Origin of the sequence: Pedobacter cryotolerans (genome assembly GCF_005116475.1) — a bacterium.
Classification (GTDB): Bacteria; Bacteroidota; Bacteroidia; order Sphingobacteriales; family Sphingobacteriaceae; genus Pedobacter; species Pedobacter cryotolerans.
The window spans coordinates 181041-193898 of record NZ_SWBO01000007.1 but is presented as its reverse complement, the minus strand read 5'-3'; the positions used below and the strand labels follow the sequence as shown (position 1 = coordinate 193898).

Here is a 12858-nt window from a genome sequence, read left to right as displayed (position 1 = left end):
TGGTAAGATGGAAAATGGTCTAGTTTTCGGGCTTTTCTAAGCTCCGATTTTTCTGTCTTACGGCTTCCCGACTTTTCCAACTTACCATCTTCCCGACTATTCTCTACTTTTTAATCTTCTTAATGATGCTCTCTACAATACGTGGGTAATGCAAGTGTTCTAATTGTTGGCCTTTAAATTTCACCATTTCTAAATTATCGCTTTTGTCAATACGGTATTTGGCTTGATAAATGTACTCGCCTTCATCGTAATTTTCATTCACATAGTGGATGGTTATTCCGCCTTCGGGTTCACTTGCTTCCATTACGGCTTTGTGCACAAAATCGCCATACATACCTTTGCCGCCAAATTTTGGTAAAATAGCAGGGTGTATGTTAATAATTCTGCCAGGGTATTCTTGTAGTAAGTTTTTTGGAATTAGCCATAAAAAGCCAGCCAGCACAATTAAATCAATATCAAGGTTTTTTAAAAGATCAATTATATTATCAGTCTTATAAAACTCATGCTTATCAAAAATATGCGATGGAATTTCGAAGCTATCTGCACGTTGTAAAACATAGGCGTCAGGATTGTTGGTTAAAACCAAAGCAACTTCCACCTCTGTGTTGCGTTTAAAATGCTCCATTAATTTTTGGGCATTAGAACCTGAGCCCGAAGCAAAAATTGCGATACGTTTCTTCAAAATGCTTTATCTTTTTTTCAAAAATAGCATTTTACCTTTTTAATGAAAGAGTTTTTATAATTTAATATACTGATATTTATCATTTAAAATAAATTTGTAGCATTAGATTTAGAGATTTAACTTAAATTTGACCCCTGCAAAGCAAGTTTTTGTTTCTTTTTAAAATTATATAAAAATATTTGCGAAAGCATTTTGCATTTTAAAAACATTAACTCTATATTTGCAGTCCGAAAAATAGTTAACACAGAAGATATAAAAGGCTAAACAATAATGGCAAATCATAAATCGTCTATAAAAAGAATTAGAGCAAACGCTACAAAACGCTTACGTAACAGGTATCAAGCAAAAACTACACGTACTTTCATTAAAAGATTACGTGCTGCTGAAGATAAAAAAACTGGTACTGAGTTATTACCAAAAGTAATCTCAATGTTAGATCGTTTAGCTAAGAAAAACGTAATTCACAAAAATAAAGCTGCTAACAACAAATCTAAATTAACGAAATTCGTTAACGGTTTAAAATAGTAAGTTTTTTTTCTCGATATTTAAACGGTATTGCTTTTAGCGATACCGTTTTTTTTGTACTTATAATTTATTAACAATTTCTATCTTAGTCAATCAATCCATCCCGATTGGTATTCAATTAAAAATAAAGGGATGGATAATTACGACCAAAAATTAGGCATTAAAGCTTGGGCAGAAGCAGATAGGCCGCGTGAAAAGCTGCTTTTACATGGCAGACGACAGTTAACTGACGCAGAGCTTATTGCTATTTTAATTGGCTCTGGCAGTAGAAATGAAACCGCTGTTGACTTAAGCAAACGCATTCTTAGTTTTTACAATAACGATTTAGCCAAAGTAGCTAAGCTAAGTGTAAAAGAACTTTCTAAATTTAAAGGAATAGGAGAGGCTAAGGCAATTGCTATAGTTGCTGCATTAGAATTGGGACGAAGAAGAAAAGAAACCGAAAAGGAAGGTCCAATTAAAATCATGTCTTCTAAAGATGCTTATGAAGTTTTAAAAACCGAGTTGGCAGATTTAGCCCACGAAGAATTTTGGATTTTGGTATTAAACCGGGCAAATTTTGTAACCAGTAAACATTTAATTAGCAAAGGCGGTCAGTCGGGTACCATTGCCGATCCAAAAATTATCTTTAAAGTAGCCATAGAAAACAATGCTGCAAATATTGTTTTGGCACACAATCATCCCTCTGGTAATTTAAAAGCTAGCACAGCTGATATTAACCTCACCAAAAAAATGGTGCAGGCTGGTTTGTTGCTAGAAATTCCAATTTACGATCACCTCATTATTACCGATCATTCTTTTTTAAGTATGGCTGATGAAAGTTTGATGTAGCCTTCTTTTCGTCATTTCGAAATGAGTTTTTACGATTGAGAAATCTGCCTATATCCTTGTTATAAGCTGATGTCAATTCAGTGTCGCCAAGAAACAGATATCTTCCCGAGAAGTCGGGACGGGCTATCTCTGCGCTTCGTTCGATATGACGATTTTTTTAACGCCTTGGTCTGTGTCTCCAAGAACTATAGGTAATAGATTTATTTCTTTACAATTAATTAATATCAGATTTGTAATTTAGAGCCATTATGAAAAAAACCATTTTATTTGTATTGATTTGTTTGTCGTTTATAACGGTAACAAATGCACAGAAAAATCAACCTATAAACATTATTTCTTATAACATCAGGTTAAATACCAACGCTGATGGTGTAAACGCTTGGCCAAACAGAAAAGACAATGTTAAAGCTTTGGTTAAGTTTTACGATGCAGATATTTTATGTGTGCAGGAAGCCTTGCCCGAGCAGTTTGATTACCTATCAGAAAATACAGATTTTGATGTAGTTGGCGTAGGTAGAGATGATGGTAAACGCAAAGGAGAATTTTCTGCCGTTTACTACAATAAAAACCGCTTTGTTAAAAAAGATGGAGGTACTTTTTGGTTATCGCTAACACCAGATGTGCCAAGCAAAGGTTGGGATGCTGCATTAAATAGAGTTTGTTCTTGGGTTAGGTTATATGATAAATCGAACAAGAAAGAATTTTTAGTTTTTAATACACATTACGATCACGTTGGTGTACAAGCAAGAATAGAATCTGCTAAGTTACTTAAACAAAAAATACAAGAAATTGCGCCTAAATTACCAGTTGTTTTTACTGGCGATTTAAATGTAACGCCTGAAACTGAAGCTATATCAACAATTAAATCATTTTTAACTGATACGAAAGAAATTTCTATCGAACCGCCTTACGGACCAGATGGAACTTTTAATGCTTTTAAATGGGATAGTCCTTTGAAAAACAGAATTGATTATATTTTTGTAAATAAAGCTTTTAAAGTTCAAAAGTATGCTGTTTTATCAGACAGTAAAGACCAACGTTATTATTCTGATCATTTACCGGTATTTGTGAGGTTAATGTTTTAGGATTTAATATTTCTACTTTTTAGCTTCATCCTTTTTCCGTACAAAAACCATCGTGCTTTTAGGTGTTTCTCTGAGCCAATTTAGCTGTTTGCCATTTACGTGTTGAGTTTTAATGGTGTCGATGCCTGAAAACTTAATGAGATAATAAGAGGTTATGGTTTTTGTTCCGTTTTCTTTAGGTATGTGGCTAATAATTAAGCGATCCAAATCTCCAATTTTATCGAATGTATAACTGCCATCCAATAATGTTTCAGTTTCTTTTCGTTCGGTAACGCTTGTAAATTTGTTATCTTCCTCAAACTTATAACTCATTTTTGTTTTACCCTTAGGGCTTTTATAATCCCAAGTACCTTCAATGGTTTTGAAATTGACTTCTTGAGCACGAACAGATGTCGCCCAAATGCAGATAATTAAAAGAGTAAATAAAGATTTCATATTAAAGTTTGCTATATAACTATATACAAAACAAAGGCTATTTTGTTTGCTTTGTAGCTTTCTGCTTTCGGCTTTAAATAATATCTTTGCGTTTTAAAAAATTTGTGGTCTATAAGTTTGAAGTTTTATCTCAAATCTCATATCTCACTTCTCATATCTCATAAAATGAAAATATCATATAGCTGGCTAAAACAATTTATAAAAACTGACAAAACTCCTCAAGAAATTTCTCTAATCTTAACCGATATTGGCTTAGAGGTAGAAAGCTTGGAGAAAGTACAGTCAATTGTTGGTGGACTAGAGGGTTTGGTAATTGGGCATGTAGTTTCTTGTGAGCAGCATCCAAATGCAGATCGTTTACGTGTAACAAAAGTTGATGTTGGTACAGGTGAACTTTTGCAAATTGTTTGCGGCGCATCAAATGTTGGAGCTGATCAAAAAGTAGTTGTAGCAACTGTGGGTACAACCGTTTATCCAAATACAGGAGAGCCTTTCCAAATCAATAAATCTAAAATTAGAGGAGAAGTTTCTGAAGGGATGATTTGTGCGGAAGATGAGATTGGCTTAGGCGATTCTCACGCTGGAATTATGATTTTACCAGCAGATACACCAATCGGCATTGCTGCAAAAACCTATTTTAAAATGGAAGATGATTATATGTTCGAAATTGGTTTAACGCCAAACAGAGCAGATGCTGCTTCTCATTTAGGTGTAGCTAGAGATTTAGCCGCTTATTTAAGAATTCCTTATCAAATGCCAGATGTATCTGCATTTAAAACGGATACTGAGAATTTAAATATCGCAGTAAAAGTTGAGGATAACTTAGCTTGTAAGCGTTATAGCAGTGTAACTATTAGCGGTGTAAAAGTAAAATCATCGCCAGATTGGTTAAAAGATAAATTAAAGGTAATTGGTATACGTCCAATAAATAACATAGTTGATGTTACCAATTACGTTTTGCATGAACTTGGCCAACCTTTACATGCTTTTGATGCAAATCAAATTAAAGGAAACCAAGTTGTAGTTAAAAAATGTGCTGAAGGAACTCCTTTTACTACTTTGGATGGAGTAGAACGTAAATTGTCTGCCGATGATTTAATGATTTGCAATGCTGATGAACCAATGTGTATCGCTGGTGTTTTTGGTGGTAAAACTTCTGGAGTAACTGATGAAACTACAAATATCTTTTTAGAAAGTGCCTATTTTGATTCAGTGAGTGTGCGTAAAACTTCTAAAAGATATAACTTAAAAACTGATGCATCTTTCAGGTTTGAGCGGGGTACTGATCCAGAAATTTCAGTTATCGCTTTGCAACGAGCTGCATTATTAATTAAAGAAATTGCTGGAGGAGAGATTTCTTCATCAGTTTCTGATATTTACCCAGTTAAATCTAAACCATTTGATGTTGAAGTTAGCTATGCTAATATTGTGAAGTTGATTGGTCAAGATATTCCTGCCATAGAAATTAAATCAATTATTATAGCCTTAGGCATCGAAGTTTTTGCCGAAACAGCTGAAGGTTTAAGCTTAAAAGTTCCGGCTTATAAGGTTGATGTAACCCGCGAATGTGATATAACCGAAGAGGTATTGCGTATATATGGTTACAATAATATTGTTATTCCTACAAAAGTAAATGCGTCTTTAGCCTACACAGCAAAGCCGAATAAAGAAAATGTACAAAATCTAATTGCCGATCTGCTAACTTCTAATGGCTTTTTAGAGATTTGGTGCAACTCGTTAACTCGCTCTGCCTATTCTAAAAAGACTGATGAAGCGGTGCAGATTTTAAATCCTTTGAGTTCAGATTTAAATGTAATGCGCCAAAGTTTATTACAATCAGCTTTAGAAAGTGTAGCCTATAATCAAAACAGAAGAAATATAGATTTAAAATTATATGAGTTTGGTAAAACATACCATTTAATAGGCGATCAGTACATAGAAAGACCACGTTTATTGGTTTTAATCAGCGGTGCTAAACAAACCGAACAATGGAACCAAAAATCAACTCCATCTACTTTTTACAACCTAAAATCGGCTGTTGATGGTGTTTTAGGTCGTTTAGGTTTAGCTAACTTCCAATCGGAAGAAGTTAAAGATGATAACTTCGCCTATGGCTTAAGATACTTTAGAGGCAACCAAACTTTGGTAACTTTTGGCGCAGTAACAGCAACCGATAAGAAACAAACAGGGGTTGATAAGGATGTTTTTTATGCCGATTTCGATTGGGCTTATTTGTTAGAAGCGATTAGAAAAAACAAAATTGTAAATAAAGAAGTAGCTAAATATCCAGCTGTAAGAAGAGATCTTTCTATGCTGGTAGATCAGCAAACAACTTTTGATCAATTGAAAGCAATCGCTTTTAAAACAGAGAAAAAACTGTTAAAAGAAGTGCAAATATTTGATGTTTTTGAGGGTGATAAATTACCACAAGGCAAAAAATCTTACGCATTAAACTTTACTTTACAGGATGAAGAGCAAACTTTAACCGACAAGCAAATTGATGCAATTATGCAAAAGATTATCGCTAACTTAGCCCAAACTGCAAAAGCAGAAATACGATAAAAAGAAATGATAGAATAATTGAGGGAAAGAATTATTGAATGTTAGCATGCATTCTCTCATTCAAAATTCTCTCATTCAAAATTAAATTTAGTAATGTCATCAGTTGCAGAACAATTAGATAGTGTAATTCATAAAACAGCTCGCTTAATTGAGCTTTGTAATGCTTTACAAGAAGAAAATGACTTATTAAAAAAAGAAAATGAACAAACAAAAGTAGCCTTAGAAACTGCTAAAATAAAGCATAACGACCTTGATGAAAAGCTAAGAGTACTTAAATTAGCCAAAAGTATTGAGGGAACAAGTGAAAAGACACTTGATATAAAGCAAAAAATTAACGAATTTGTGCGGGAGATTGATAAGTGTGTAGTGTTGCTTAAAAAATAGGTAACATAAAAAAATTGAAACAAAGCTAAAAATGGGAGAAATCTCTATTAAAATAACTATCTCCGACCGTATTTACCCATTAAAGGTAAATGTAGAAGAAGAAGAAATTGTTAGACGAGCGGCTAAGATTATTAATGAACGTATAAAAGACTACCAAGAAAATTATGCGGTTAGAGATAAACAAGATTTGCTTTCGATGGCGGTGCTGCATTATGCAACAGCGGTTTTGAGAACAGAACATAAAGCGCAGCATCAAGATACTGCGGTAGCCGATAAAGTTGAGGAATTAGATAGTTTATTAAAAGGGTTTTTTACTAAATAAAACGTTCTTTATAAGTAATTCGATTGATTAAAATTTAGTCTATCTGAATTATCAAGCTAATAAAATTTGGCCGTGGCTAAGTTTTTATGTTTCAATATTTGTTTTTAAATCTTTCAGCTTTGCTGTGAGTTTAAAACCTACGCATGATGCATAAATATTTAGTTACGGTTTTTTATTTGAGATTAACCGCCATGATTATCAAATACAATAATTAATCATGGTAGCTTGATCACAAATAAAGAAAAATTTAAACAAATGAAAAATGGACATAATTGACATAGCAGGTATAATTGGAGGTGTATTAGCCAGTTTAGCTTTGGGTATTGTAATAGGAAGATACCTGTTGCGTAACCTTTTAAAGCAGCAAGAAATAGCTGCTCAAAACAAAGCGAAAAAAATATTAAGAGACGCAGAAAGTAATGCAGAAATCTTAAAAAAAGATAGATTACTTGAAGCAAAAGAGAAGTTTTTACAGCTAAAAGCAGAGCATGAGCAACAGGTAAATTCTCGTAATAACGAAATTAATCAGCGTGAAAATAGCATTAAACAAAAGGAACAATCACTTAATTCTAAATTAGAGAACCTTAATCGCAAAGAACAAGAGTTAGATACGCATAAAACAAATTTAGAAAAACAAACAGCTCTTGCTGTTAAAAAGCAGGAAGAAGTTGATTTATTGAAAAATCAGCATGTACAACAATTAGAAACCATTGCGGGTTTAAGTGCAGAAGAAGCAAAAAACCAGCTGGTAGAGAACATGAAAAGTGAAGCCCGTTCTCAAGCCATGATGCAGGTTAAGGATATTGTTGACGAAGCAAAATTAACGGCTAGCAAAGAAGCTAAAAAAGTTGTTATCCAAACCATTCAACGTACTGCATCAGAAGCTGCAATTGAAAATTCTGTATCTATTTTTCATATTGAGAGTGATGAAATTAAAGGTCGTGTAATTGGTAGAGAAGGAAGAAATATTCGTGCTTTAGAAGCAGCTACAGGAATAGAAATTATAGTTGATGATACTCCTGAGGCAATTATTTTATCAGGTTTCGATCCAGTAAGAAGAGAGATTGCCCGTCTGGCTTTACACCGTTTGGTAACTGATGGTCGTATTCACCCAGCTCGTATTGAAGAAGTGGTTGCTAAGACCAAAAAACAAATCGAAGATGAGATTGTAGAAATTGGTGAACGTACAGTAATCGATTTAGGTATTCATGGTTTACATCCAGAATTGATTAGAATGGTTGGACGTATGCGTTACCGTTCATCATACGGACAAAATTTATTGCACCACTCTCGTGAGGTAGCTAATTTCTGTGCAACCATGGCTGCAGAACTTGGTTTAAATGCTAAAATGGCTAAACGTGCTGGTTTATTACACGATATAGGTAAAGTACCTGATGATAATCCTGAATTGCCACACGCAATATTGGGTATGCAATTGGCAGAAAAATATAAAGAGCATCCAGAAATCTGTAATGCAATTGGAGCTCACCACGACGAGATTGAAATGACTTCAATGATTTCTCCAATTATACAAGCTTGTGACTCGATTTCTGGTGCTAGACCAGGTGCTCGTCGTGAGGTTGTAGAGAGTTACATTAAGCGTCTAAAAGAATTAGAAGAATTGGCATTGTCATATCCTGGTGTAGAGAAAACTTTTGCGATACAAGCAGGTAGAGAATTACGCGTAATTGTAGAAAGTGAAAGAATTACAGATGCACAGGCGGAATTATTAGCGGCTGATATTTCTAACCGTATTCAAACCGAAATGACTTACCCTGGTCAGATTAAAGTTACTGTAATTAGAGAAACGAGGTCTGTAGCTTTTGCTAAGTAATTAGCTTTGTTATTCTTGATGATTTGTCATCCTGAGCGTAGTCGAAGGATAATAGTAAGGTCGTAAGGTCTTCGACATGCTCAGACTGATACGTAATAATATTTTACAAGCGTTCCAATAATTTGGGACGCTTTTTTATCTTTATACTAAATTCGTCACCCTGTTCCGAACGTTCGGGATCAAGGTCTTTCTGGCAATCCAGATGCTGAAGTAAATTCGGCATGACGACTCAATTAATAACTAAATGGAAAATACAGAAAAACGCCCAGTAGATTTACTTTTTGATAAATATGCAGAAAGTCATCAAAATCAAACAAATGAGTTAATTCATTGGATTTGCGTTCCGCTAATAGTTTTTAGCTTATTAGGTTTAGTTTGGCAAATTCCATTTCCACATTTAAATTTTTTGGGGCAATACAATGGATTTTTAAATTGGGCTTCTTTTTTAATTGCCTTTGCCATGTATTATTATTTTACCTTATCACCAGTTTTGTTTTTCATCATGATTTGGATTATTGGTTTAATGAGTTACATCATCGTTAAAATAGAATTGATGGTTGGGCTGGGCAGTTCAACCGCTTATCTTATTTATGCTTCAATTTTTGTGTTGGCTTGGATAGGGCAATTCATTGGTCACAAAATAGAAGGGAAAAAACCATCGTTTTTAGATGATGTTAAGTTTTTGTTAATCGGCCCAATTTGGTTATTGCACTTTGTTTGCAAAAAAGTAGGGTTGAAGTATTAAGCTTTCTCCTGTTGGCTTTAATAAAATATGGTATTGCTCATCTAATTCGCGTCATTCCCGTGCATACGGGAATCGTAATGCGATAAGGGTGATAAGAATTAAAGAACTTCCTAACTTATGCATTACGATGCCAAGTCACTTGTTTCGAATTTACTTCGGGATGCTACCATTGACGTTATTTATTTAGTTTCTATAAACCAATATTTTATAAAAAAATATAAACTCCTAGTTTTGTCATTCCGAGGAACGAGGAATCTCATTTTGGAATGCAATATTCGAGATTCTTCACTTCGTTCAGAATGACAAAGGATGCTAAAACTAACCTCAATAATATTGTTTTTTATAACATAAATATCCCTGAGCATTACTAAACCACCAAATTTAATTCTTTTAAAATTTCATAATTCTAATTTGAATCCAGCCTCAACGAACAAGCCCACCAAGTTAATTTTTTGTTAACAGCGGTAATTCATCGTATGTAATCTATTCTATTAAAAAACAGCCTTAAAATATTAATTACCAAACCATTTAACAATTAGTTAACACGATGGTAAACGAATGGTAATTTACAGCTAACATGTAGCTAACATAGTAGAAATACTTTTGCTTAAAATAAAAATTAAGCAAATTGAACTTACATCAAAATTTAAAAAGCGCAGGATTTGTACTATTAATCTGTTTTTTCAGTACAATTACTTTAGCTCAAAATGGTAAAATTTCTGGGCAAGTAACTGAAAAAGGAACTGGCGAAAAATTAGTTGGGTTATCGGTATTTATTGAGGGTACATCAATTGGTGCAACCACAAATGCAGAAGGTAATTATTCATTAAATACAATTAAACCAGGTACCTATAAAGTTATATTTACTTATGTTTCTTTTAAAAGGCAATTAATTTCGAATGTTGTAGTAACCCCAGGAAATACAACAACGCTTAATGCCGTAATGGAACCAGATATGGCAATGCTAAATGCCATTACTATTTCTGGAAATAGACCAACTGGAAATGAAGTTGCTGTTTTATCAGAATTAAAAAAATCACAGTCAATCGCAAATGGTGTTTCTAGTCAAACTATTCAAAAATCTGGAGACTCTGATGCAGCTCAAGTTGTTCGTCGTGTGCCAGGTATTACAATTGTAGATAATAGGTTTATCAATATTAGGGGGTTATCTGAGCGTTACAATAGTGTACAGTTAAATAATGTTGTTGCTCCAAGTTTAGAAACAGATATTCGATCATTTTCTTTTGATTTAATTCCTAGCAATCAGATAGATAAAATTTTAGTATATAAAAGTCCATCGGCAGAATTACCAGCAGATTTTGCTGGTGGTGTAGTTAAAGTATTTGTTAAAAGTATACCAGACGAGGATAAACTAACAATTGATTATGGAACAAATTATCGTCAGAATGCTTCTTTTCAATCTTTTAATCGCCCTTCATCAGGAGATTTATTTTTCTCAGGATTTAATACTGGAGATAATGATTTACCTATTAATTTTCCTTCGAGCTTAAATAGTACAACCTCAAGTAGAATTAATGCAGCAGGTCATGCTTTAGGTAATACTTGGTTGCCTGTTAATAACATTGCTAATTTAGATCAAAAATTAAATATTTACGGAAGTAAGCGTTTTAACATCAAGAATAAATTGTTGGGTAATATCACAGCAATCAGTTATAGTAATAGCAAAACAAATAATGATGTTTTCAGAGGAGATTATAATACTTACGATCCTGTAGCTCAAAGATCAAACACTATTTATAACTATGATGATCAACAATATAATTATAATGTGCGCTTAGGTATTATTCATAATTGGGCATTTAAATTAAACCCAAGTCATACTTTCGAGTTTAAAAATTTATACAACCAATTAAGTACATCTCAATTTATCAATAGAACTGGTAATAATTTCGAGTCTAATTATTCTCCAGATAGCTATGCCTCAAGTGTTTTATATAGAGGAGTGTATTCAGGACAATTAACAGGAACACATAAATTTAATGGTGAAAATACCAAGTTAGATTGGGTAATTGGATACGGTAAATCTTATCGTGATCAGCCAGATTACAAAAGATACCGTTCTGATGTAAATACTACCACAGGTGAAAAAACCTTATTTGTTCCAATTGGCGCAGCTCAAGCAGAATTTTTGGGTCGTTTCTATTCAAGGATGGATGAAAACGTTAAAACAGGAGTTTTTAATATTGAGCAAGCACTAAATCCGAAATCTGAGATATTTAAGCCGAGTTTAAAAATTGGTGGTTATTTTGAAGATAAAAATCGTGATTTTACTTCAAGAAACATCGGTTATGTAAGAGCAAATAGCTCTCAGTTTAACACTGATTTACTTAATCAGCCAATTGATCAATTGTTTGCATGGGAAAATATTAATACAAATACTGGTGTTAAATTGGATGAAAAATCAAATCCAAATGATAATTATTTTGCAACAAATAGATTATTCGCTGGTTATGCCAATTTCATCTTACCATTAAAAGATAAATTAACACTAGTTGCTGGTGCTCGTGTAGAAAACAATTTACAAACGCTAACAAGCGCAGATGATCAAGGTCCTGTAAATGTAAATAATGACATTACTAAACTATTGCCTTCTGCAAATTTATCATACAATATAAACGAGAAAATGTTATTTCGTTTAGCTTATGGTAAAACGCTTAATAGACCAGAGTTTAGAGAGTTAGCCCCATTTAGTTTTTATGATTTTGATTTAAATTTCACAAATAAAGGTAACAAAGACTTACAAACATCAAGTATTGATAATTATGATGCTAAGTTTGAGTTTTATCCATCTTCTTCAGAAATTATAAGTGTTTCTGGCTTTTACAAGCGTTTTATAAATCCAATTGAGACTGTATTTATTCCAGGTGCCGGTTCAGGAGGTGCTAAAACTTTTTCATTCGAAAATCAAATCTCTGCACAAAATTATGGTGTAGAGCTAGAGGTTAGAAAGTCATTAAATGGACTAACAAATTTAAAATTTGTTGATGATTTAACTGTTTTAGTAAATACATCATACATTAATAGCAGTGTGGTTTTAAGAAATCCAGAATTATCTTCTGATGTTGATAGATCACTACAAGGGCAAGCGCCTTATATTTTAAATACAGCTTTATTTTATAATAATGTAAAAAGTAAGGTACAAGTAAATCTCTTATATAATGTAATTGGTAAACGAATAGCTTATGTAGGATACCCAGGATACCCAGATATCTATGAGATGCCGAGAAATGTATTAGACTTAACGGTTACTAAAACTTTCACAAATAAATTGAGTTTAAGAGCAAATCTTAATGATCTTCTTAATCAAGAATCTTTATTCCTTCAAGATGGAAATGGTGATGGCACATTTGATAGAATAGGAGATCAAACCATCTCAAGTTTCCGAAATGGTCGATTATTTGGCTTAACGCTTACCTATAAATTATTTTAATC

11 protein-coding genes are annotated in these 12858 nt (G+C 33.2%); 9 read left to right on the top strand and 2 right to left on the bottom strand.

Annotated features, from left to right (window positions below; genetic code table 11):
• Positions 1-103: 103 nt before the first annotated feature.
• Positions 104-682: a phosphoribosylglycinamide formyltransferase gene (gene purN / locus FA045_RS13340; RefSeq protein WP_136877577.1), complete on the bottom strand. Its 579-nt coding sequence runs from the start codon at positions 680-682 to the stop codon at positions 104-106.
• Positions 683-952: 270 nt separating this feature from the next.
• Between purN and rpsT the strand changes: the two genes are divergently transcribed.
• The 3 genes from rpsT to FA045_RS13325 all read left to right on the top strand — a co-directional run bounded on the left by rpsT (position 953) and on the right by FA045_RS13325 (position 3123).
• Entirely contained in the window at positions 953-1207 is a 255-nt protein-coding gene (gene rpsT, locus FA045_RS13335; protein WP_136877576.1) for a 30S ribosomal protein S20, read from the top strand.
• Between the two features lie 132 nt (positions 1208-1339).
• Positions 1340-2038, top strand: coding sequence for a RadC family protein (gene radC / locus FA045_RS13330; RefSeq protein WP_136877575.1), 699 nt, complete (start codon positions 1340-1342; stop codon positions 2036-2038).
• A 248-nt stretch (positions 2039-2286) separates the two neighbouring features.
• Complete coding sequence (locus FA045_RS13325) at positions 2287-3123, top strand: endonuclease/exonuclease/phosphatase family protein (RefSeq protein ID WP_136877574.1); 837 nt, start codon at positions 2287-2289, stop codon at positions 3121-3123.
• Between the two features lie 12 nt (positions 3124-3135).
• Here the strand turns inward: FA045_RS13325 and FA045_RS13320 are convergent, their stop codons facing one another.
• Positions 3136-3558, bottom strand: coding sequence for a hypothetical protein (locus FA045_RS13320; RefSeq protein ID WP_136877573.1), 423 nt, complete (start codon positions 3556-3558; stop codon positions 3136-3138).
• Between the two features lie 165 nt (positions 3559-3723).
• Between FA045_RS13320 and pheT the strand changes: the two genes are divergently transcribed.
• The 6 genes from pheT (at position 3724) to FA045_RS13290 (ending at position 12856) form a co-directional block, all read left to right on the top strand.
• A complete protein-coding gene (gene pheT / locus FA045_RS13315; protein ID WP_136877572.1) occupies positions 3724-6120 on the top strand; it encodes a phenylalanine--tRNA ligase subunit beta in 2397 nt (798 codons plus the stop codon).
• 93 nt (positions 6121-6213) lie between these two features.
• Entirely contained in the window at positions 6214-6504 is a 291-nt protein-coding gene (locus FA045_RS13310; protein ID WP_136877571.1) for a hypothetical protein, read from the top strand.
• Positions 6505-6535: 31 nt separating this feature from the next.
• Positions 6536-6826: a cell division protein ZapA gene (locus tag FA045_RS13305; protein ID WP_136877570.1), complete on the top strand. Its 291-nt coding sequence runs from the start codon at positions 6536-6538 to the stop codon at positions 6824-6826.
• Positions 6827-7088: 262 nt separating this feature from the next.
• Positions 7089-8660 carry a ribonuclease Y gene (gene rny, locus FA045_RS13300; RefSeq protein WP_136877569.1) on the top strand — a complete coding sequence of 524 codons (1572 nt, stop codon included), beginning with the start codon at positions 7089-7091 and terminating at the stop codon, positions 8658-8660.
• Between the two features lie 244 nt (positions 8661-8904).
• Positions 8905-9405, top strand: coding sequence for an Mpo1 family 2-hydroxy fatty acid dioxygenase (locus FA045_RS13295; RefSeq protein WP_136877568.1), 501 nt, complete (start codon positions 8905-8907; stop codon positions 9403-9405).
• Between the two features lie 628 nt (positions 9406-10033).
• A complete protein-coding gene (locus FA045_RS13290; protein ID WP_136877567.1) occupies positions 10034-12856 on the top strand; it encodes a TonB-dependent receptor in 2823 nt (940 codons plus the stop codon).
• Positions 12857-12858 lie beyond the last annotated feature (2 nt).

Excerpts from the sequence above, each read along its gene's own strand:
- rny (WP_136877569.1), top strand. The coding sequence starts at position 7,089 with ATGGACATAATTGACATAGCAGGTATAATTGGAGGTGTATTAGCCAGT.
- FA045_RS13325 (WP_136877574.1), top strand. The coding sequence starts at position 2,287 with ATGAAAAAAACCATTTTATTTGTATTGATTTGTTTGTCGTTTATAACG.
- FA045_RS13320 (WP_136877573.1), bottom strand. The coding sequence starts at position 3,558 with ATGAAATCTTTATTTACTCTTTTAATTATCTGCATTTGGGCGACATCT.
- FA045_RS13305 (WP_136877570.1), top strand. The coding sequence starts at position 6,536 with ATGGGAGAAATCTCTATTAAAATAACTATCTCCGACCGTATTTACCCA.
- FA045_RS13295 (WP_136877568.1), top strand. The coding sequence starts at position 8,905 with ATGGAAAATACAGAAAAACGCCCAGTAGATTTACTTTTTGATAAATAT.
- rpsT (WP_136877576.1), top strand. The coding sequence starts at position 953 with ATGGCAAATCATAAATCGTCTATAAAAAGAATTAGAGCAAACGCTACA.
- pheT (WP_136877572.1), top strand. The coding sequence starts at position 3,724 with ATGAAAATATCATATAGCTGGCTAAAACAATTTATAAAAACTGACAAA.
- FA045_RS13310 (WP_136877571.1), top strand. The coding sequence starts at position 6,214 with ATGTCATCAGTTGCAGAACAATTAGATAGTGTAATTCATAAAACAGCT.
- radC (WP_136877575.1), top strand. The coding sequence starts at position 1,340 with ATGGATAATTACGACCAAAAATTAGGCATTAAAGCTTGGGCAGAAGCA.